The sequence below is a fragment of the Brevundimonas sp. RM1 genome, from assembly GCF_052907225.1.
Genome location: NZ_JBRERY010000002.1, coordinates 136,023 through 156,148 on the forward strand (window position 1 = coordinate 136,023; position 20,126 = coordinate 156,148).

Here is a 20,126-nt window from a genome sequence, read left to right on the forward strand (position 1 = left end):
GTCTTCTCCGGTCCCCCGACCCCCGCCGAGAGCCAGGCCGCTTTAAGCCTTGGCGCCCTTGCGGCCCGTTTTCTTGTGCACAGGATCAACGCTCGCGCGCGTCTCGTCCAGAGGCCATCGCGGCCGGGCCGCGACATCAATGTCCGACGTCAGCCCTTTTTCCAGCCGCTCCGCCCCCGCCAGGGCGATCATCGCCGCATTGTCGGTGCAATAGGCCATCGGCGGCGCCAGAAAGGCGAAGCCGTGCTTGGTCGCCAGATCCTCCAGCGTCCGCCGGATCGTCTTGTTGGCGGCGACCCCGCCCGCCACCACAAAGAGTCTTTCTTTTTGCCCTATCGCCTCGCCCACGGGGCTCGGCTGCTTGAGGGCGCCGTCAGCGAGTTCCGGATGCGCCTCGGCGTAATCCTTCATCGCCCGCTCGGAGCGGTCGGCCAGCTGGCGCGCGATCGCCTTCTGCACCGCATCGGCCAGATCCGCCCGATCCTGTTCCGTCTCGCAGGTCTGGGCCAGCCGCGACGCCGCCGTCTTCAGCCCCGAGAAGGAGAAGTCGCAATCCTTGCGCCCCAGCAGCGCCCGCGGCAGCTCGAACCGCGACCCATCGCCGGACTCCGCCAGCTTCTCCAGCGCCGGCCCGCCCGGATAGCCCAGCCCCAGGGCCTTGGCGATCTTGTCGAAGGCCTCGCCCGCCGCGTCGTCGATGGTCGTGCCCAGCCGGCTCATGTCGCCGATGCCGCGCACTTCCAAGAGCTGACAATGCCCGCCCGACACCAGCAGCAGCAGGAAGGGATAGGTCGTCTCCGCCCCCAGGCGCGCCGACACCGCATGGCCTTCCAGATGGTTGACCGCGATCAGCGGCAGCCCCCGCGCCAGCGCCGCCGCCTTGCCGTAGCTCAGGCCCACCATGACCCCGCCGACCAGCCCCGGCCCCGCCGTCGCCGCCACGCCGTCCAGCGCGCTCCAGTCCAGCCCGGCCTCGGCCATGGCCCGGCGCGTCACGCCGTCGATCATCTCCACATGGCTGCGGGCGGCGATTTCCGGCACCACCCCGCCATAGGCCGCATGGTCGTCGATCTGGCTGTGGATGACGCTGGACAGCACCTGCGCGCCCGACGCCGACAGCCGCACCACCGAGGCGGCGGTCTCGTCGCAGCTGGTCTCCAGGCCCAGCACGGTCAAACCGTCCGACCCGCGTTCGGTTGCCCCGTCCGTCGCCCTGCTATAGTCCGCGTCCATCTTCATTCGGCGGAGTTAGCGACCCGCCCCCCCTTTCGCAACGGCGTCTCGACGTGACTCAACCTCTCCTGCGCATCGGCACCCGACGTTCGCGCCTGGCCCTGGCCCAGTCCGGCATGATGCAGCGCGCCATCGGCCGCGCCCTCGGCGTGCCCGAGGCCGAGATCGAAACCCTGGTTCCTCTGGTCGAGATCGTCACCACCGGCGACCGCATCCAGGACCGTCGCCTGCTCGAAATCGGCGGCAAGGCCCTGTTCACCAAGGAGATCGAGGAGGCCCTGCTGGACAGCCGCGTCGACGTCGCCGTCCACTCGATGAAGGACGTCCCCGCCGAACAGCCGCCGGGCCTCGCAATCGCCGCCGTGCCCGAGCGCGAGGACCCCCGCGACGCCTTCATCAGCGACCATTACGCCACCTTCGCCGACCTGCCGCAGGGCGCCCGTTTCGGCACCGCCTCCCTGCGTCGTCAGGCCCAGGCCCTGGCCCTGCGTCCCGACCTGAACATCGAGATGCTGCGCGGCAACGTCGACACCCGGCTGAAGCGGCTGCGCGACGGCGATTTCGATGCCATCCTGCTGGCCTGTTCGGGCCTCAACCGCCTCGGCCTGGGCGAGGTCATCCGCCAGCGCCTGCCGCTGGACGCCTTCCTGCCCGCGCCAGGCCAGGGCGCACTGGCCCTGCAGACGCGTGAAGGCGACGTCGACGCCGCCTGGACCCGCGCCCTGAACCACGCCCCCACCGCCCTCGCCGTCGCCGCCGAACGGGGGGCCATGGCCGCCCTGGAAGGCTCCTGCCGCACCGCCATCGGAGCCTACGCCCACATCGCAGACGGCCGTCTGCGCCTCAGCACCGAAATGCTCAGCCCCGATGGGTCGAGCCGCTGGACCCGTTCCGGCGACACCGGCGCCGACGCCGACACGGCAGCCGCCCGCGCCTTGGGCCTCGACCTCGGCGGTCAGATCCAGGCCGTCGCCGGCGACCAGAAGATCGCGCTCTAGGGCCATGACGCCGATCCGCCGCGTCTGGGTCACGCGCGCCGAGCCGGGCGCCGCCCGCACAGCGGACCGGCTGACGGCGCTGGGCTTCACCCCGATCACCGCGCCCTTGCTGACCTTGGCGCCCCTGCCCGGCGCCCTCGACGCCGCGCCTGCCCCGGCCGCCGTCGCCGCCCTCGCCCTGACCAGCCCCAACGGCGTCGAGGCCTTCGCCCCCCTGATCCCGCGCTTTCGCCGCCACCCCGTCTTCGCCGTCGGCGACGCCACGGCCGAGGCCGCCCGCGCCGCCGGCTTCGCCGACGTCCGCTCCGCCGCCGGCGACATCCACGCCCTGGCCCGCCTGATCGCGGCCGAAGCCCCGCCCGGCCCCCTGCTGGCCCCCGGCGCGCGCGAACCGGCGGGCGACCTGCCCGCCCTGCTGCCCGACCGCCCGGTCCATCGCCTGCCCGTCTACGCCGCCTTCGAGACCCACGCGCCCGCGCCCGAGCTTTTCGACGCGGTCATGCTCCATTCCCCCCGCGCCGCCCGCGCTCTAGCGTCCGACCTGCCTCGCGCCGCCTCATCCGGCCGCATCGCCATCTGCATCTCCGAAGCCGCCGCCGCGCCCCTGCGCCCCTTTGATTTAGCCGAAATCCGCATCGCCGTCGCACCAGACGAACCGGGGATGCTATCGGCTCTTGGCAAGCCCGCCGCTCCCGTATAAAGAGCCCTCCTCGCTCGCTCGCGCCTCCATGCGCGCACGATGCCGGGGCCGCTTTAGCTCAGCTGGTAGAGCACCTCATTCGTAATGAGGGGGTCAGGTGTTCGAGTCACCTAAGCGGCACCACCTTTTCTCTTCGCTCGTCAGAATCGCACCCACGCCTCGGGCGGCGCATCCGCACGCTTGAACGTCAGGCGGCCAGGGCGCGGAGGGGTCGGGCCAGGGCGAGATCGGACGGGGCGAAGCTGCGGACCTCGTGGTTGCCGCGATAGAGGTCGATGCGCTCCAGGCGCGGCCAGTCGCGCGCGACCGCCGTCAGGCCGCGCACGGCCTCGACCTCGGTGGCGCCCGGCAGGACGCATAGCTCGGGCGTGATCGCCTCGGGCGTGTGGATCAGACAATAGAAGACGTCCATGGGCGCGCTCCCGACCTCGGTCGCCGCCCCTTTGCCCAAGGTTGATGACAGGGAAACGGTTGGAATTGCGACGCTTTGGAGAAGTCGGAAGAAGAGCCGAGACGGCCTAGCTGGCGAAGAACTGCTGGGTGCCGTGGGCCTCGATGGCGGCGGCCAGACGGCCCAGCGCGTGGATATAGGCCGCCGTGCGCAAGGCGACGCCCTTGTCCTCGGCGATGGACCAGACGGCGTCGCCCTCGGTCTCGATGATGGTCTTGAGGCGCGACTGCACCTCGTCCAGCGTCCAGTAGTAGCCCTGACGGTTCTGGACCCACTCGAAATAGGACACCGTCACCCCGCCCGCATTGGCCAGGATGTCAGGCAGGACCACGACGCCCTTGCCGGCCAGGATGCGGTCGCCCTCGGGCGTGATCGGGCCGTTGGCCAGCTCCAGCACGACCTTCGCCCGGACCGAGGCGGCGTTGCCGTCGTGGATCATGTCCTCCATGGCCGAGGGGGCCAGGACGTCGCAGTCGACGCCGATCAGGTCGTCCGCCGCAATGACCTCGCCGCCGTGTTCGGCCTGAACCACCGACCGGCCCGCCGCCTTGGCCGCCAGCAGGGCGTCCAGATCGAGACCGGAAGCCGCATGGACCGCGCCGCCTGAGTCCGACACGGCGACGATCTTCGCCCCGATGCTGCGGAACAGACGCGCCACATGCTGGCCCGCATTGCCGAAACCCTGAACCGCCACGCGCAGCCCCTCGGTCGGCAGGCCCAGCCGTTCGGTCAGGTGGCAGGTCAGGTAGAAGCCGCCGCGCGCCGTGGCGTCCTCGCGCCCGACCGAACCGCCCAGGGCGATCGGCTTGCCGGTGATGACGGCGGGCGCCGCCTCGCCCTGGATGGAGGCGTATTCATCGGCCATCCAGCCCATGATCATGGCGTTGGTGTAGACATCCGGCGCCGGGATGTCGCGGTCCGGGCCGATGATGCCCGCGAAGGCCTGGACATAGGCGCGCGACAGCCGTTCCAGTTCGGCCTTGGACAGGGCCTTGGGGTCGACCTGCACCGCCCCCTTGCCGCCGCCGTAGGGCAGGTTGGTCACGGCGCACTTCACCGTCATCCAGAAGGCCAGGGTCTCGACCTCCTCAGCGGTGGAGTCGGGGTGGAAGCGGATGCCGCCCTTGGTCGGGCCGCGCGTGTCGTCATAGCGGCAGCGCCAGGCCAGGAAGGATTTGCGCGACCCGTCGTCCATGCGGATCAGCAGCCGAACCTTCATCGTCTCGCGCGGATACTTCAGCTTCTCCAGCACGTCGCTGTCGATCTGCACATGCCGTGCGGCTTCGTCGAGACGGGTCAGAGCCGCGTCAAGGATGTTCAGGCTGGGCATTAATTTTCCAAATGACTAGGCATAAATCGGCCACAAGGAGAGAAACCGATCCGCTTCTGGGGAGAAATCAGATTTTGCTGCCACACAGAATATTGCAGCGCAAGAAAAGAGGCTGCGCCTATCAACCGCCGCCTGCAGCTTCGCCGCAGAAGCCGCCTTGAACGTATAAGCATATCTTTATATGTCTGACGGAATTGTCGTCACGCAGGAGCCTGCCTTGGCCCGTTCGTCGTTCCTCTTCACCTCCGAGAGCGTCTCGGAAGGCCATCCCGACAAGGTCGCCGATCAGATTTCAGACGCCGTCGTCGACCTGTTCCTGTCCAAGGATCCCGAAGCACGGGTGGCCTGTGAAACCCTGACGACGACCAATCTGGTGGTTCTGGCCGGCGAGATCCGCGGCAAGGGCATCATGGACACGGAAGGCAACTGGGCTCCCGGCGTCGAACAGGAAATCGAGGATACGGTGCGCGGCGTGGTGCGCGACATCGGCTATGAGCAGGACGGCTTCCACTGGAAGACCTTCCGCTTCGAGAACAACCTGCACCCGCAGTCAGCCCACATCGCCCAGGGCGTCGACGCCGGCGAAGACAAGGACGAGGGCGCGGGCGACCAGGGCATCATGTTCGGCTACGCCTCGAACGAGACGCCGGAGCTGATGCCGGCCACCCTGCAGTACAGCCACAACATCCTGAAGGCCCTGGCCGACGCCCGTCACGCAGGGACCGAGCCGGGCCTGGAGCCCGACGCCAAGAGCCAGGTGACGCTGCACTATGAGAACGGCCGCCCGGTGCGCGCGACCTCCATCGTCGTCTCGACCCAGCACAAGGCCAACCTGAGCCAGAGCCAGGTCGCGGCCATCGTGAAGCCCTATGTCGAGAAGGTGCTGCCGCAGGGCTTCATCACCGCCGAGACCGAGTGGCACATCAACCCGACCGGCACCTTCGTCATCGGCGGCCCGGACGGCGACGCCGGCCTGACCGGGCGCAAGATCATCGTCGACACCTACGGCGGCGCGGCCCCGCACGGCGGCGGCGCCTTCTCGGGCAAGGATCCGACCAAGGTCGACCGCTCGGCCGCCTACGCCTGCCGCTACCTGGCCAAGAATGTCGTCGCCGCGGGCCTGGCCGACCGCTGCACCATCCAGATCAGCTACGCCATCGGCGTGTCCAAGCCCCTGTCGGTCCACGTCGACCTGCACGGCACGGGCAAGATCGACGAGGCGGTGCTGGAACGCGAACTGCCCAAGCTGATCGGCGGCGCCTCGCCGCGCGCCATCCGCGAGCACCTGGGCCTGAACAAGCCCATCTATCGCCGCACCGCCGCCTACGGCCATTTCGGCCGCACGCCGGACGCCGACGGCGGCTTCTCCTGGGAAAAGACCGACCTGGTCGACGCCCTCAAGGCCCTGGCCGCCTGAGACCTCTAAACGGCTGAAAATCCAGCCTGAAACGGGGGCGTCGCGGATCAGTTCGCGGCGCCCTCGACGCATTGGCGGGCCGGCGCCCCAATCCCGCGCTTGCATCGCGGCGCGTCTGGTCCTTTAAGCGCGCCGAACGCCTCCCCCAAGCGTCCCCTGACCCTTGCGTCTCCTGAAAGGACTCCCCGACCGATGAGCAAGCCCGCCCCCAAGAAAGTCGTCCTCGCCTATTCGGGCGGGCTGGACACGTCGATCATCCTGAAGTGGCTGCAGGAGGAGTACGGCGCCGAGGTCGTGACCTTCACCGCCGACCTGGGTCAGGGCGAGGAGCTCGCCCCCGCCAAGGAAAAGGCGCTGAAGCTGGGCATCAAGCCCGAGAACATCTTCATCGACGATCTGCGCGAGGAATTCGTGCGCGACTTCGTCTTCCCGATGTTCCGCGCCAACACCGTCTATGAGGGCCAGTATCTGCTGGGCACCTCGATCGCCCGCCCGCTGATCTCCAAGCGCCAGATCGAGATCGCGCGTCAGGTCGGCGCCGACGCCGTCTGTCACGGCGCCACCGGCAAGGGCAACGACCAGGTGCGCTTCGAGCTGGGCTACTACGCCCTGGAGCCCGACATCCGCGTCATCGCCCCCTGGCGCGAGTGGGACTTCAAGTCCCGCGAGGCCCTGCTGGACTTCGCCGAGAAGCACCAGATCCCGATCTCCAAGGACAAGCGCGGCGAGGCCCCCTTCTCGGTCGACGCCAACCTTCTGCACTCCTCGTCCGAGGGCAAGGTGCTGGAAGATCCGGCCGTCGAGGCGCCCGAGTTCGTGCACCAGCGCACCATCTCGCCGGAAGCCGCCCCGGACACGCCGACCGTCATCACCATCGCTTATGAAAAGGGCGATCCGGTCGCCATCGACGGCGAGGCCCTGTCGCCCGCCGCCCTGCTGACCAAGCTGAACCAGCTGGGCCACGACAACGGCGTCGGCCGTCTGGACCTGGTCGAGAACCGCTTCATCGGCATGAAGTCGCGCGGCGTCTATGAGACCCCCGGCGGGACCATCCTGCTGGCCGCCCACCGCGGCATGGAGTCGATCACGCTCGATCGCGGCGCCATGCACCTGAAGGACGAGCTGATGCCGAAATACGCCTCGCTCATCTACAACGGCTTCTGGTTCAGCCCCGAGCGCGAGATGCTGCAAGCCGCCATCGACCACAGCCAGCAGAAGGTGTCGGGAACCGTCCGCGTCAAGCTCTACAAGGGCAACGTCACCATCATCGGCCGCGAAAGCCCCAACAGCCTGTACGACCAGGATCTGGTGACCTTCGAGGAAGGCGTCCAGGCCTATGACCACAAGGACGCCGAGGGCTTCATCAAGCTGAACGCCCTGCGCCTGCGCGTCCTGGCCAAGCGGGACGGCCGCGAGGGCTAAGCCGCCCCTGACAACCCAAGCCTACCGGGGCCGGGCGATTCTCAGGATCGCCCGGCTTCTGTCATCCGTGACCCAGATGGAGCCGTCCGGCGCCGTCGCCATCGTCACCGGCGAGCCGCGCGGATGGCGCCCGGCGACCTTGTCCCAGCCCGGCGTCAGCACCTTGCCGTTCACGCTGGGCGCCCCGGCCGGATAGGGCAACGCCCCGCGCGGATAGACGGCGTAGCGCCCGCCGATGTCGGTCAGGGGCCGCCCCTGCCCGTCCGTCTCGACCGCCACGATGCGTCCGGCCGCGCGGCGGAAACCGTGCCAGGTCATCAGCAGCCGCCCCTGCAGCTCAGGGAACATCGCCCCCTCGTAATAGATCAGGTCCAACGGCGCCGCGTGCGGCGGCAAGAGGGCGATCGGCCGTTCGCGCTCATTGCAGCGCGCCTGACGCGCGGGCCAGCCCGGCAGGGGCGTGGCCAGATCGACGCAATAGGGCCAGCCGTAATGGCGCCCCTGGGTCAGGACGTTCACCTCGTCATAGGGGTGGTTCGGCGTGTCCAGATCGACCGAGTTCTCGGCCTGAAGCACCGTTCCCGACGCATGGCGCACCAGGGCGATGGAGTTCCTCAGCCCGCTGGCGAAGACGGTGCTGTCTTCCGCCCAGCGGCCGTTCCCCAGATAGGCGTGGCGCCGCACCTGCGCCGTCGCCGCATCCTCGACGCAGGCCCCGCGCGCATCCGTCTTCGGCTTGCCCGCCGCGTCGAGGCAGCGGTCGCTGGGCGCCCCGACATTGACCAGCAGGTCGCCGTTCCCGTCGAAGACGAAGCTGGACAGCGGGTGGCGGTTGTCGTGCAGACGGTTGTCCGGCAGGTCGCCGATGACGGTGCGGACGCTGGCCTGCGCATCGGCCGCATCGGGGTCCAGCGTCAGGATGCGGTTCATCTCGGACACATAGATGCGCCCGTCCGGTCCGCGCTTGACCGTGTGCGGCATGGAAAGGCCGCTCGCAAGCCGTCGCCAGCGCGCCGCGCCGCCGGCCGCAAACGACAGCCGCCACACCGCCCCCTTGCCCGCCTCCCAGGCGCCCAGGTCCGTGACCAGCCAGTCGCCGCCCTCCAGCGGCATCAGGCCGCGCGGCATCCGCGGCCCTTCCTGGCCCGCCCCCTGCCACACCAGCCCGAGGCAATAGCCGGGCGCCATCCGCACCCCGGTCGCCGGGCGTCCGTCGCAGTCGCCCTCGACCGCATAGGTCCGCGGCCCAGCCTGAGCGCGGGCGTCGCCCGGCATCAGGCCGATCGTCAGCGTCAGGGCTGAGGCGAAGGCGGCGGAGAAGACGGAGGCGGCGCGCAGGGTCGGTTTCATTCCTCCATGCTGACGCTTGCGCTCGCCCGGTGGCAAGGCCAACTTGCAACCATCTCCGGTCGATCGTCCGGCGTATCCTCATTGACGGCCTTGGCCGTCGCCAGCCGGAGCTTTCCGTTGAACCGTCTTCCCCTCGCCGCCGCCGCGGCGCTGACCCTGTTCGCCGCCCCCGCCTTCGCCGCCGTTCAGGATCCGCCGCCGCCCGCACCGGCGATCACCGCCCAGCCCGCCCCCTCGCCCGAGGAAGCCGCCTTCCAGATCAAGGGTGACGCCTTCCAGGTCGAGGCCGAGCGCATGGGCGCCGAGCTGGAAACCATCATGGACGACGCCAGCCTGGACGCCGCAACCAAGAAGGCCCGCACCGACGCGGTCCTGACCCAATACGAGCCCAAGTTCGCCGCCTTCGCCGATGAATACGGCGCCTTCCTGCGCCTGATGGCCGAAAAGCCCGAGAACGCCGAAAACAAGGCCGACATCCTGGCCGCCGCTGACGGCGCCTCGGCTCAACTGCGCGGCGTGCCCGCCCAGATCCGCACGGCGATCGAGGCCGCCCTGGCCGCCCCGCCGGCTCCGCCCGCCGTCGACTAAGACGCCTGATCGCGAGATCGCGCCTTACCGCGATTTCACTTGAGCCGATCCCTCCTTCGGCGGACCCTGCGCGGCGTCCGCCGAAGGAGCTTCGTCATGACCCGCGCCCTCCCCCTCGCCTCGCTCTCCCTGGCCGCCGCCCTGGCCCTGCTGCCGGTCTCGACCGCCGTGGCCGAAGAGCAGAAGACCCCCGCCGAGACCCGTCTGGAAGCCGCCGCCGCCGTCTTCGAGGCCAAGATGCAGGAGTTCGGCGCCCGCGCCGAGCGCATCCAGGCCGACCCCGACCTGACCGAAACCCAGAAGGGCCTGCGCGTCGCCGCCCTGTGGTCCGACTATCAGCCCCACGTCGTCGACTTCACCGCCGAGGCCACGCGCCAGGCCGGTCAGATCGCCGAAGCGGCTCTGGCCGAGATCGACGTCGAAGCCATCGTCCGCGAAGCCATGACCGAGGCCGAGCCCGCGATTCACGGCCTGACGACCAACGGGGCCTGGGCGCAGATCGACCCCGAACAGATGGTCACCTACGGCCTGATCGCCCAATACGGCTTCGACCTGGCCCTGGACGCCCTGGCCGAGACCGCCCTGGCGCCGCAGCCGCTGGACTCCGACGGCCCGGTCCCCTGCCCCGCCTGAGTTGAACGGCCTGGGTTGAACGGCCTGGGTTCAGACCCGGCTTGACCTGAGCTCGCTTGCGCCCGAAAGGGCCTTATGGCCGCGCTTCCTGTCGATCCGCATCTGTACCTGGCTTTTCTCGGCGTCATGGCCGTGATGGCGGTGACGCCCGGCCCGGCCAACATCTTCGCCGTCGCCACCGGCATGGAGAAGGGCAAGGCCGCCGCCCTGACCGCCGTCCTGGGCATGAACGCCGCCACCCTGGTGTGGTTCGGGGCCGCCGCCCTGGGCCTGGGCGCCCTGGTGATCGCCTTCCCCCAGGTCTTCCGCGTCATCGCCGTCCTGGGCGCCCTCTATGTCGCCTGGCTGGGGATCAAGGCCCTGCGCGGGGCCTTCGCCACCGCCGCCGAACCTTCGCACATCGAGGTCAAGCGCGGGCGCAGCGCCCTGGTCGACGGCTTCATGGTCCAGATCGCCAACCCCAAGGCCATCCTCTTCTTCACCGCCGTCCTGCCGCCCTTCCTGGACATCAACCGCCCGCTGGCGCCGCAGCTGGCCCTGTTCGCCGCGACCACCGTCGGCATGGACGGCCTGTCGATGTGCGCCTACGGCCTGGGCGGGGCGGCCCTGGCGCGACAGATGACCGCGCCGCGCTTCCGCAAGGGTTTCGGCATTGTGGTCGGATGCCTTCTGCTCCTCGCCGCCGTTCTCATCGTCTCGCGTCTGTGATGCGCCGGGAATGGGCGATCGGGAACTTGACCATTCACCCCTCGTTCAGACCGACGGGCGTTCAATGAACGCTCAAGGAGAATTTTCCATGATGAAGCTTCGCAAAACCCCGGTGCTGATCGCCCTGGCGGGCGCGCTCGCCCTGGGCGCCTGTGCGACGGCCACCCCCTATCAGCCGGTCGGCTCGAAGGGTCAGGGCGGCTATGCCGAGCAGCGCCTGGAGTCCAACCGCTACGCCGTCAGCTTCTCGGGCAACTCGGTCACCTCGCGCGATCAGGTCGAGATGTCGCTGCTGCTGCGCTCGGCCGAACTGACGGTCGAGAACGGCTACGACTGGTTCGCCACCGTCACCCGCGCCACGGATCGCGACACCCGGTTCTACACGACGCCGGATCCCTTCTACTACGACCGCTACGGCCCCTATTGGGGTCCGTCCTGGCGCTTCTATCAGCGCGGCTACTGGAGCACCTGGGATCCCTACTGGGGCCGGGACCGCGACATCCGCCAGGTCGACCGCTATGAGGCCACGGCCGAGATCGTCATGGGCCGCGGTCCCAAGCCCGCCGGCGACGTCAACGCCTTCGACGCCCGCGAGGTCATCAACAACCTCGGCCCGCGCGTGATGCGTCCCACGTCTTAAGCAGGCCGCTAACGCTCCCCGCGCGGCGGCTCGCTGCTTGAGCGGCGCTAGACATGACAACGCCCGCTTCCATCACCGGAGGCGGGCGTTGTTGCATCAGGCGCTTGGCTTCAGCCGATGCGCGGATTCTTCAGGCGGCGCTTGTTCGCGTGGGTCGCCGGGGCCGTGCCCAGGGCCTCGGGCACCTCGCCCTTGAAGTAGAAGCGCTGCCACGCCTCCTTGGCCGCGTCGGGGTCGCCCGAGGCCAGGCGGGTGTTGAAGTCGGTGCGCGAACGGTTCCAGGCCTCGAACTGCCCCTTCATGCCGGGGTTGGACTCCAGCGAACGGATGACCGGCTCGAACTGCTCCACCTTGCGGTGCTCGACCGGCAGGATGAAGCAGAAGGGCTCGCCCTTCTCGAACTTGATCCGGCCCGGCCGCGTGAAGATCCAGTTCATGGTGAAGGGGAAGGGCAGCCAGTCCGTCTCGATCAGGCCGCTCAGCGGCTGGATGCCGTCCTTGACGTGGTTGGGCGAGCCCTGCGCGATCAGCCCCCAGCCCGGCGGCGTGCGGAACAGATACTGCGGGTGCATGGTCAGCACCCCGCGCGAAAAGTGCGAAGTGACGAAGTGGTCCAGCTCGGGCTGCGGCCGGTCCGGCGTGATCTTGATGTCGGTCTGCGACGGCCCGCCGTTCCACTCGGCCGTGAAGCCGAAGGGGCACAGGATCTCCCACCCCGTGGTGTTGGCCATGGTCAGCGGCAGACAGCGATAGGGGTGACGGCTGGCGAAGGCGTCCATCCAGTTGCGCGACTGGCGGCCCGGCACCAGGTCGCACGGACGCGCATTCATCGGATAGCATTCCAGTTCCAAGACGCGGCTCCCAAGCTTGACGAATAAGGCGGCGACCCTGAGGGTCGGCTTCCTCCCCTATCGCCCTCGCCGCCCGCCCGACAAGACCGAGATGACCGCCATCGCCGCCGATCCCGCCTCCGACGTCCTGCACCAGCCTGCGTATGACCGCGCCCGCCTGCTGGCCTGGATGGCCGAGCACGGGATCGAACAGGCCACCCACGACCACCCCGCCGTCTTCCGCGTCGAGGAAGGGCTGGACCTCAAGGCCGACCTGCCGGGCCTGCACACCAAGAACCTGTTCCTCAAGGACAAGAAGGGCCGCCTGTGGCTGATCTCGGCGGCCCAGGACACGGTCATCGACCTGAAGCGCGCCCACCGCGCCATGGGCTCGGACCGCCTGTCCTTCGGCAATGAGACCCTGCTGTGGGAGACGCTGGGCGTGCGCCCCGGCTCGGTCACGGCGCTGGGCCTGATCAACGATGCGGACCGCCGCGTGACCTTCGTCCTGGACCGCCGCCTGTGGGAGGCCGCTGTCGTCAACTTCCACCCCCTGGCCAATACGGCGACCACCGCCCTGAGCCAGGAGAGCTTCCGTCGCGTACTGGCGTTGCTGGACCGGGAGCCGATCGTGGTGGACTTCGACGCGCTGGACTGATGCAAGGCAAATGGTTTGGCCGATCATAGGCTCATTAGGGGTTGCACTGGTCCGTAGAAAGAATTCTGTTACGTAAGATCGCGAGCAAGGACGTGGACATCCTTGGCTCCCCCTGCGGACACGCTCATGATCGCGCACAGACTGTCGCCGTTTTTCGCCCTCGCGCTGGCGGCGCTCACCTTCTGGCTTTTGGTTTCGGCGCCGGGGGTCGTGGAGCCTGAATTCGCCGGAACGATCTACGGCGTTTTCGCCCTGCTCGTGGCCGTCGTCTTTGGCCTGATTTTCATCGGCCTGCATTTCACGACTGCCGGCTCGATAACCTACTGGAGCGCAAGCTCCCCACCGGATCAGGTCGGCCGCGTCGGAGTCATGATCGGCGCGACGCTCGCAATTCACTTGGGTTTGAGTTGGTTTCTGGAACTCCTAGGCCGCGCCAATGAGACCAGCGCCATAGTCGGTCTTCTCTGCTGGACGCTCGTCCCGGCGACCTTTCTCGCCCTCGGCCTTGTCAGATGGCCCGTACGGCTGACGCGTGCGTCGAGGCTCAGACTATCCTTGGCGAGCGTGGCCGCGTTCGGCTTCGCCATAGGCGTCAGCTACCTGAAGTTCGCAAATGCCCCGCCAGACTCCGAGATTCTAACGGTGGGCGACCTAGTCCTCCATGGCCCCGTTCTGCTTGTCGCCGCGGCTGCCGAGGAAGTCGTCTTCCGCGTTTTGCTTCTTACTGCCTTACTGGACCTCACCCTGTCGCGGTTTCATGCCGTATTCGTGTCGAGCGTCGTGTTCGGACTGGGGCACGCGCCTCTCGCCCTGATCCAGCCCGTAGCGCTTGGAGATTGGACCTTGTTGCAGCATTCCGCCCAAGCCTACGCTCCCCACCTGCTTCTCCAGGTATTGGGCGGCTTGGCATTAGGAAGCGTTTGGCTGCGAACCGGCTCTCTCGGCCTCGTGGTCGTGACCCACGCCATCATGAATGTGGGGCCAGTACTGCCATTCGATTTTTGACATCGCCGCGAGCAGACGAACTGGAAAGTCCCGTTTCCCGGAATCGCCCTGTCTAAGGGGCGCGCCAAGGCGTAATATCGCCGTTCTCGACTTCATCACGCGCGCCTGTGCGGCGGACGTTCATCGCGTCAGGCCCTGAAAGGGGACGGTGCATGAGACTGTTCTGGAAAGCCTTCGCCGTGGGCGGAGCGGGTCTGGTTCTGGCCGGGCCGATGACCGCCCTCCCCGCGTCCGACGCCGCAACGGCGCTGCGCCTCGAGCGCCTGTTCGGCGGCGTCTGCGGGCCGGGCCGGGGCGGCGGCGCCCTGACCCGCAGCCTGCTGGTCGCCTCGGCCGTCGCCGCGCCCGCCAGCGAGGCCCAGCCCATTCCCCTCTATCCCGACCTGACGACCTCGCCGTTCAAGGCGACCACCGACGACGCCGGCGCCCAGGCCTATTTCAGCCAGGGGCTGACGCTGGCCTACGGCTTCAACCACGCCGGGGCCGTGCGCTCCTTCCGCGAAGCGCAGAGCCGCGATCCCGCATGCGCCGCCTGCTGGTGGGGCGAGGCCATGGCCCTGGGCCCCAACATCAACGCGCCGATGGACGAACGCGACCGGGCGGCGGCGCTCAAGGCCTTGAACCGCGCCCTGGTCCTGAGCGCCGGGGCCGCGCCGCACGAGCAGGCGCTGATCGACGCCCTGGGCCTGCGCTACTCCGACGACCCGGCGGCCGACCGCGCCGCCCTGGACGCCGCCTACGCCGACGCCATGCTGGTCGCCGCGCGTCGCTTTCCCGACAACGACGACATCGCCGTCCTCGCCGCCGAGGCGGCGATGGACACCACGCCCTGGAACTATTGGGAGGCCGACCAGCGCACGCCGATCGGCCGCATCGGCGAGGCGATCCGCCTGATCGAGACGGTTCTGGACCGCAGCCCCGACCATCCGCAGGCGGCCCACCTCTATATTCACCTGATGGAGGCCGCCGATCCCGCGCGGGCCGAGAAGGCGGCCGACCGTCTGGCCCTCGCGCGGCCCGCCAGCGCGGGCCATCTGGTGCACATGCCCGGCCACATCTATCTGCGGCGCGGCCGCTACGCCGAGGCCATGCGCCTGAACGTCGCGGCGGCGCGCGCGGACGAGGCCTTCATCCGCGACACTAACGATGAGAGCCTGGTCCGCTACGGCTACTATCCGCACAACATCCACTTCATCGTCGCCTCGGCCCAGATGGCCGGCGACATGGACACGGCCCTGCGCGAGGCGCGCCGCCTGCGCACCGTGCTGGACCCGGCGACCTCGGCCCGCATCGCCTGGGTCCAGGTCATCGACGCCGCCCCCTATCAGGCCCTGGCCCAGTTCGCCGAACCGCGCGCCGTCCTGGCCGCGCCCGCCCCCGACGCCCGCCTGCCCTACGCCGCCGCCATGCGCCACTACGCCCGCGCCGTCGCCCACGCCCGGTTGCACGACCAGAGAAGTTTCGACCGCGAAATGGCGGCGCTGAACGCGCTGAAGGCCTCGCCCGCCTTGGCCGAGATGGTCGCCCAGGGCGTGCCCGCGCCCGATCTTCTGGCCCTGGCCGAGGCCGTGGCCTACGGGCGCATGGCCATGGCGCGCGGCCGCCCCGCCGAGGCGACGGAGCATTATCGCCGCGCCGCCGATCTGGAGGCCGCCCTGCCCTATATGGAGCCCGCCTTCTGGTACTATCCGGTGCATCAATCGCTGGGCGCGGCCCTCTATCAAGCCGGGCGCCCGGACCTGGCCGCCGACGCCTTCCGCCTGGCCCTGGCCCAGACCCCGAACAACGGCTGGGCCCTCTACGGCCTGGCCCGCGCCGAATCCGCCCAGGGCCGCGCCGCCGAAGCCGCCGCCGCGGATCAAGCCCTCAAGACCGCCTGGCTGGGCGACGCCCGCTGGCTGCGGATGGACCGGCTGTAGGGCGCGCTACGCCCTATTCTGGCGTAACGATCCGCTACATCATGATGAAGCCGCCCCCCCTCTTCCTTCTCCCCTTGCGGGAGAAGGTGGCCCGTCAGGGCCGGATGAGGGGTCTTGCGCCAGTAGATTAGAGCGATGAGGCAAAACGTCAGAAACCCCTCATCCGTCTCGCTTCGCGAGCCACCTTCTCCCACAAGGGGAGAAGGATGCGGGAGCGCCATCCACTCCGGTCGAAGGAAGAGATTTCAGACGATTCAGACGAATTGGACTCTGTTTTTTCCGCTCTCCTCGCCTTCGCCTGCGGCAAGGCGCGCTTTCGGCTTGATGGCGAGGCATCCCGACGCCATCTGATCCGTTACCTTCCTTCGACTCCCATGCGGACCCGACCATGACCTTCGCCGACCCGTCCCTGACCACCCCGCCCGACCTGATCAAGGACGGCACGGACGCCTCCTTCATGACCGATGTGATCGAGGCCTCGAAGCATCAGCCGGTCATCGTCGACTTCTGGGCGACCTGGTGCGGCCCGTGCCGGACGCTCGGCCCCGCGCTGGAGAAGGCCGTGCGCGCCGCCAAAGGGGCGGTGAAGATGGTCAAGATCGACGTCGACGCCAACCCGGCCTATGCGGGCCAGCTGCGGGTGCAGTCGATCCCGACCGTCTACGCCTTCGTCAACGGCCAGCCGGTCGACGGCTTCCAGGGCGCCATTCCCGACAGCCAGATCAAGGCCTTCATCGACAAGCTGACCGGCGGAGAAGGCGTCAACACCGACGTCGAGCAACTGCTGTCGCTGGGCGAGGAGTCGCTGGGCCTCAACGATCTGGGCGGCGCCGCCCAGGCCTTCGCCCACGTCCTGACGATGGAGCCCGACAACCAGAAGGCCATCGCCGGCATGGCCCGCGTCTATCTGGTCGAGGGCGACGCCGAACAGGCGGCCCAGACCATCGCCATGGCCCCGGCCGATTCCACCGAGCCGACGGTTCAGGCCGTGCGCGCCCAGCTGTCTCTGGCCTCGGCCGCCCCGACCGGCGCGACCGCCGAGCTGGAGGCCCGGCTGGCGGCGAACAAGAACGACCACGAGGCCCGCTTCGACCTGGCCCAGGCCCTGGCCTCGGCGGGCGATCTGAAGGGGGCGGTCGACCACCTGCTGACCATCGTCCAGGCCGAGCGCGAGTGGAACGACCAGGCCGCGCGCAAGCAGCTGCTGACGGTGTTCGAGGCCGCCGGCCCCAACAGCGAAGTCGCCCGCGACGGACGACGGCGCCTGTCCTCCATCCTGTTCTCCTAACGGCGCGATCATGGCTCAGGGCTACGTCAAGGCCAGCGAACTTCCCCAGGTGATCCCGGTGTTTCCCCTGCCGGGCTCCATCCTCCTGGCGCGGGGCCAGCTGCCGCTGAACATCTTTGAGCCGCGCTATCTGAACATGGTGGACGACGCCATGGCGGGCGACCGGATGATCGGCCTGATCCAGCCGGTCGGCCCCGCGGGCCTGCGCCCGCCCCTGACCCGCGTCGGCTGCGCCGGGCGGATCACCAGCTTCGCCGAGACGTCGGACGGGCGCTATCTGATCACCCTGACCGGGGTGTGCCGCTTCGCCGTGGCGACCGAGATGCAGGTCCGCACCCCCTATCGCCAGGCGCGGGTCGACTTCCTGCCCTATGAGGCGGACCTGCGCGCCCCGGACCCGGCCGAGGATTTCGACCGCGAGCCCTTCCTCTCGGCCCTGGCGCCCTATCTGGCGGGACGCGGCATGGACATCGACTGGGACACCGCCCGCGCCGCGCCTCAGGAGGCCCTGGTCAACAGCCTGGCCATGGCCCTGCCCTTTGATCCGCCCGAGAAACAGGCCCTGCTGGAGGCCCTGACCCTGACCGAGCGCGAAGCGGCCCTAACCGCCCTCCTGCGCATCGAAGCCGTCGCCCCCGACGACGACGAACCGGGTCCGGCGATGCAGTAGTCTCAGCAAACTCGACGCGATAAACACACGACCAACAGAACAGGGCGCCCGACGCCCTCAAGCAGCGAGCGCCCGCGGCGCGAGCGATAGGGCGCAAACTTTCTCAAACAGTGAGCGCCCGCGGCGCGAACGATAGGAAACTGAAAAAGATCATGAGCGACGCCTTCAACACCCCCGTCTCGGTCGATCCCCGCCTGCTGGAGGTGCTGGTCTGCCCGGTCACGCGCGGCCGCCTGACCTATGACCGCGAGCGCAACGAGCTGATTTCGGCGGGCGCCAAGCTGGCCTTCCCCATCCGCGACGGCGTGCCGATCATGCTGGCCGAAGACGCCCGTCCGCTGGACTGAACCTTACGTCGCGCTTAGGCGGGGCCCCGCTTTCCTCATCGCGCCCTTATGGCCGTCGGGTGTTTCTTCGTCTCATGAAAGAGCCCCTCATGAGCCGCCGCGCCTTGCTGAACCAGTCGCTGAGCCGCCCAGCCCCGCCCGAGCCCGCCGCACCCAGCGTCTGGCGCATGGCCCAGACCGTGCTGGCCCTCTATCTCGGCTGCACGCCCCGCAACGGGAGCCGCCCGCGATGATGAGCGGCTATCCCGACGGGCGCCCCGCCGCCCCTCACCGCCCGCGCGCCTATGGCGTCGTCGCCCGCGACGGCGGCTGGTGCGTCACCCTGGACGGCTGCGCCACCCGCCCCTTCAAGGACCGCGAAGCCGCCGCGCGCATCGCCCGCCAGCTGCAGCGTCAGGCTGACGGCCTGCTCCAGACCGAGCCGCGCTCATGACCGCCGCCCGCGCCGAGGCCCGGCCCGTCCTGTTCGAGATTCGCCGCCTGGGCCGCGTCTGGCGGCTGACCTCCTCGGACGGGCTCTTCTTCGGCCTGTTCCAGAACCGGGCCTCGGCCCTGCGCTGCGCGGTGGAAGAGGCCGACCGCCGCGACGACGCCGACGTGCTGCTGCACGCCCACGACTAGGCCGAGCAGGCCCTCCTACAAACGCTCGCCGCGCAGCAGGCGGGGCAGATCCCCCGTCGCCCCGCCCGCCTCGTGCATGAAGGCGCGGCGCAGGGGGGCGATGCGGTTGACCGCCGCCATGCCCAGATCGCGGGCCAGCCGCACCGGGGCGATGTCGTTGGAGAACAGGCGCACGAAGCCGTCGAAGCCCGCCGCCAGCGCCGCATTGTCAAACCGGCGCCAGCGGGCGTAGCGCTCCAGCACCAGTTCCGAGCCGATGTCCTCGCCGATGCGCGCAGCCTCGGCCAGCACCTCGGACAGGGCGGCGACGTCCTTCAGGCCCATGTTGAGCCCCTGCCCCGCCACCGGGTGCACGCCGTGGGCGGCGTCGCCGATGATGGCCATGCGCGGCGCCGTCAGCCCCTCGGCCAGCTGCAGCGACAGCGGGTAGACGAAGCGCGGCCCCTCGATCGTCAGCCCGCCCAGAAAGTCGCCGAACCGCCGCGTCATATGGGCGTGGAAAGCCTCGTCCGAGGCCGAGCGCAACGCCTCGCCCCGGCGGGTGCTCTCGGTCCAGACCAGATTAGCCCGGTTCTCCGTCAGCGGCAGGATGGCGAAGGGGCCGTCCGGCAGGAAATACTCATGGGCGACGTTGCCGTGCGGCTTCTCCATGCGGACGGTGCAGACCACGCCGCTCTGCTGATAGGTCCAGCCGAAGACGTCGATGCCCGCCGCGCGGCGCACGGTCGAGTTGCGGCCCTCGGCCCCGATCACCAACGGCGCCGAAAGGGTCGAACCGTCCTTCAGCGTCACCGTCGCCCGGCCCGGCCCGACCGCCACATCGGCCACGGCGGCGGGGGCGCGAACCTCCAGGCCCCGCGCCTCGACGGCCTCAGCCAGGGCGACGCGCAGGCGGCGGTTCTCGACCATATAGCCCAGCGGCTCGCCGCCGTTGCGGTCGCCGATCTCATCCGCGTCGAAGCGGATATAGGCGGCCGAGGGCTTGCGGCTGGCGGCGCCGGGGCGGCGGCCGTCCGTCACCAGAATGCGATCCATGCGGCAGGCGTGAGACTCCAGCGCCTCGCCCAGCCCCAGCGCCTTCAACATGCGGAAGTTGGCGTAGGAGATCGCCGTCGCCCGCCCGTCGAAGGTCGGCGCCAACTGGGCGTCGAAGGGCTGAGGGTCCACCATGACGGGGCGCAGGCCCCCTTGCGCCGCCGCGAGCGCAAAGGTCGCTCCGACCAGACCTGCGCCGGCGATGATGATGTCGTAGTCGTCCGATCCGCTCATGCTGTCGTTCTAGGCCCCTATCGCACTTCACGCCACCACAAGCCCGCCT

General features: G+C 69.3%; 23 protein-coding genes and 1 tRNA gene. 18 read left to right on the forward strand and 6 right to left on the reverse strand.

The window, feature by feature from the left end; translation table 11 throughout:
* Positions 1 to 42: 42 nt before the first annotated feature.
* Positions 43 to 1,233 carry a tRNA (adenosine(37)-N6)-threonylcarbamoyltransferase complex transferase subunit TsaD gene (tsaD, locus tag ACU5AP_RS02605; RefSeq protein WP_446680796.1) on the reverse strand — a complete coding sequence of 397 codons (1,191 nt, stop codon included), beginning with the start codon at positions 1,231 to 1,233 and terminating at the stop codon, positions 43 to 45.
* A 53-nt stretch (positions 1,234 to 1,286) separates the two neighbouring features.
* Between tsaD and hemC the strand changes: the two genes are divergently transcribed.
* From hemC to ACU5AP_RS02620, 3 genes are all read left to right on the forward strand, one after another.
* Positions 1,287 to 2,231 (forward strand): hydroxymethylbilane synthase, encoded by a 945-nt coding sequence (hemC, locus tag ACU5AP_RS02610; RefSeq protein ID WP_164917978.1) that lies wholly within the window; start codon positions 1,287 to 1,289, stop codon positions 2,229 to 2,231.
* 4 nt (positions 2,232 to 2,235) lie between these two features.
* Positions 2,236 to 2,931 carry a uroporphyrinogen-III synthase gene (locus ACU5AP_RS02615; RefSeq protein ID WP_128719218.1) on the forward strand — a complete coding sequence of 232 codons (696 nt, stop codon included), beginning with the start codon at positions 2,236 to 2,238 and terminating at the stop codon, positions 2,929 to 2,931.
* A gap of 47 nt (positions 2,932 to 2,978) precedes the next feature.
* A tRNA-Thr gene (locus tag ACU5AP_RS02620) sits at positions 2,979 to 3,054 on the forward strand.
* Between the two features lie 64 nt (positions 3,055 to 3,118).
* Here the strand turns inward: ACU5AP_RS02620 and ACU5AP_RS02625 are convergent.
* Together ACU5AP_RS02625 and ACU5AP_RS02630 are read right to left on the reverse strand one after the other, a co-directional pair.
* Complete coding sequence (locus tag ACU5AP_RS02625; RefSeq protein ID WP_003166592.1) at positions 3,119 to 3,343, reverse strand: hypothetical protein; 225 nt, start codon at positions 3,341 to 3,343, stop codon at positions 3,119 to 3,121.
* Between the two features lie 106 nt (positions 3,344 to 3,449).
* A complete protein-coding gene (locus ACU5AP_RS02630; RefSeq protein ID WP_128719217.1) occupies positions 3,450 to 4,712 on the reverse strand; it encodes a Glu/Leu/Phe/Val family dehydrogenase in 1,263 nt (420 codons plus the stop codon).
* A 217-nt stretch (positions 4,713 to 4,929) separates the two neighbouring features.
* Here ACU5AP_RS02630 and metK point away from each other — a divergent pair, with 217 nt between their 5' ends.
* Both metK and ACU5AP_RS02640 read left to right on the forward strand, forming a co-directional pair.
* A complete protein-coding gene (metK, locus tag ACU5AP_RS02635) occupies positions 4,930 to 6,129 on the forward strand; it encodes a methionine adenosyltransferase (protein WP_128719216.1) in 1,200 nt (399 codons plus the stop codon).
* Positions 6,130 to 6,321: 192 nt separating this feature from the next.
* The gene (locus tag ACU5AP_RS02640; RefSeq protein ID WP_046652712.1) at positions 6,322 to 7,551 is read left to right on the forward strand and encodes an argininosuccinate synthase; all 1,230 of its coding nucleotides are present in this window, start codon (positions 6,322 to 6,324) and stop codon (positions 7,549 to 7,551) included.
* 21 nt (positions 7,552 to 7,572) lie between these two features.
* On the opposite strand, the gene ACU5AP_RS02645 is transcribed toward ACU5AP_RS02640, so the two are convergent.
* The gene (locus ACU5AP_RS02645; RefSeq protein WP_128719215.1) at positions 7,573 to 8,901 is read right to left on the reverse strand and encodes a PQQ-dependent sugar dehydrogenase; all 1,329 of its coding nucleotides are present in this window, start codon (positions 8,899 to 8,901) and stop codon (positions 7,573 to 7,575) included.
* A 117-nt stretch (positions 8,902 to 9,018) separates the two neighbouring features.
* Between ACU5AP_RS02645 and ACU5AP_RS02650 the strand changes: the two genes are divergently transcribed.
* The 4 genes from ACU5AP_RS02650 (at position 9,019) to ACU5AP_RS02665 (ending at position 11,470) form a co-directional block, all read left to right on the forward strand.
* On the forward strand, positions 9,019 to 9,489 hold the full coding sequence (locus ACU5AP_RS02650) for a translation initiation factor IF-2 (protein ID WP_223850639.1): 471 nt from the start codon (positions 9,019 to 9,021) through the stop codon (positions 9,487 to 9,489).
* A 96-nt stretch (positions 9,490 to 9,585) separates the two neighbouring features.
* The gene (locus ACU5AP_RS02655; protein ID WP_046652709.1) at positions 9,586 to 10,122 is read left to right on the forward strand and encodes a hypothetical protein; all 537 of its coding nucleotides are present in this window, start codon (positions 9,586 to 9,588) and stop codon (positions 10,120 to 10,122) included.
* Positions 10,123 to 10,197: 75 nt separating this feature from the next.
* The gene (locus ACU5AP_RS02660; protein WP_046652708.1) at positions 10,198 to 10,830 is read left to right on the forward strand and encodes a LysE family translocator; all 633 of its coding nucleotides are present in this window, start codon (positions 10,198 to 10,200) and stop codon (positions 10,828 to 10,830) included.
* Positions 10,831 to 10,918: 88 nt separating this feature from the next.
* On the forward strand, positions 10,919 to 11,470 hold the full coding sequence (locus ACU5AP_RS02665) for a CC0125/CC1285 family lipoprotein (protein ID WP_046652707.1): 552 nt from the start codon (positions 10,919 to 10,921) through the stop codon (positions 11,468 to 11,470).
* Positions 11,471 to 11,580: 110 nt separating this feature from the next.
* Here ACU5AP_RS02665 and ACU5AP_RS02670 read toward each other — a convergent pair whose 3' ends face one another.
* Positions 11,581 to 12,321, reverse strand: coding sequence for a DUF6065 family protein (locus ACU5AP_RS02670; RefSeq protein ID WP_087141461.1), 741 nt, complete (start codon positions 12,319 to 12,321; stop codon positions 11,581 to 11,583).
* 91 nt (positions 12,322 to 12,412) lie between these two features.
* On the opposite strand from ACU5AP_RS02670, the gene ACU5AP_RS02675 reads away from it, so the two are divergent.
* The 9 genes from ACU5AP_RS02675 to ACU5AP_RS02715 all read left to right on the forward strand — a co-directional run bounded on the left by ACU5AP_RS02675 (position 12,413) and on the right by ACU5AP_RS02715 (position 18,808).
* A complete protein-coding gene (locus ACU5AP_RS02675) occupies positions 12,413 to 12,958 on the forward strand; it encodes a prolyl-tRNA synthetase associated domain-containing protein (protein WP_446680754.1) in 546 nt (181 codons plus the stop codon).
* Between the two features lie 126 nt (positions 12,959 to 13,084).
* The gene (locus ACU5AP_RS02680; protein ID WP_446680755.1) at positions 13,085 to 13,963 is read left to right on the forward strand and encodes a CPBP family glutamic-type intramembrane protease; all 879 of its coding nucleotides are present in this window, start codon (positions 13,085 to 13,087) and stop codon (positions 13,961 to 13,963) included.
* A 152-nt stretch (positions 13,964 to 14,115) separates the two neighbouring features.
* Positions 14,116 to 15,882 (forward strand): hypothetical protein, encoded by a 1,767-nt coding sequence (locus ACU5AP_RS02685; RefSeq protein ID WP_128719212.1) that lies wholly within the window; start codon positions 14,116 to 14,118, stop codon positions 15,880 to 15,882.
* A gap of 388 nt (positions 15,883 to 16,270) precedes the next feature.
* Positions 16,271 to 17,170: a thioredoxin gene (trxA, locus tag ACU5AP_RS02690; protein ID WP_003166579.1), complete on the forward strand. Its 900-nt coding sequence runs from the start codon at positions 16,271 to 16,273 to the stop codon at positions 17,168 to 17,170.
* 10 nt (positions 17,171 to 17,180) lie between these two features.
* Positions 17,181 to 17,840: an LON peptidase substrate-binding domain-containing protein gene (locus tag ACU5AP_RS02695; RefSeq protein WP_003166578.1), complete on the forward strand. Its 660-nt coding sequence runs from the start codon at positions 17,181 to 17,183 to the stop codon at positions 17,838 to 17,840.
* A 152-nt stretch (positions 17,841 to 17,992) separates the two neighbouring features.
* Positions 17,993 to 18,187, forward strand: a complete 195-nt coding sequence (locus ACU5AP_RS02700; RefSeq protein WP_046652703.1) for a Trm112 family protein — start codon at positions 17,993 to 17,995, stop codon at positions 18,185 to 18,187.
* An 89-nt stretch (positions 18,188 to 18,276) separates the two neighbouring features.
* The gene (locus ACU5AP_RS02705) at positions 18,277 to 18,420 is read left to right on the forward strand and encodes a hypothetical protein (RefSeq protein WP_157677998.1); all 144 of its coding nucleotides are present in this window, start codon (positions 18,277 to 18,279) and stop codon (positions 18,418 to 18,420) included.
* Positions 18,417 to 18,620, forward strand: coding sequence for a hypothetical protein (locus ACU5AP_RS02710; RefSeq protein WP_003166573.1), 204 nt, complete (start codon positions 18,417 to 18,419; stop codon positions 18,618 to 18,620). Before ACU5AP_RS02705 ends, ACU5AP_RS02710 begins: the two co-directional genes overlap by 4 nt.
* The gene (locus tag ACU5AP_RS02715) at positions 18,617 to 18,808 is read left to right on the forward strand and encodes a hypothetical protein (RefSeq protein ID WP_046652702.1); all 192 of its coding nucleotides are present in this window, start codon (positions 18,617 to 18,619) and stop codon (positions 18,806 to 18,808) included. The genes ACU5AP_RS02710 and ACU5AP_RS02715 overlap by 4 nt, the downstream gene beginning before the upstream one ends.
* Positions 18,809 to 18,823: 15 nt before the next feature.
* Here the strand turns inward: ACU5AP_RS02715 and ACU5AP_RS02720 are convergent, their stop codons facing one another.
* Positions 18,824 to 20,077: a UbiH/UbiF/VisC/COQ6 family ubiquinone biosynthesis hydroxylase gene (locus ACU5AP_RS02720; protein ID WP_446680756.1), complete on the reverse strand. Its 1,254-nt coding sequence runs from the start codon at positions 20,075 to 20,077 to the stop codon at positions 18,824 to 18,826.
* Positions 20,078 to 20,126 lie beyond the last annotated feature (49 nt).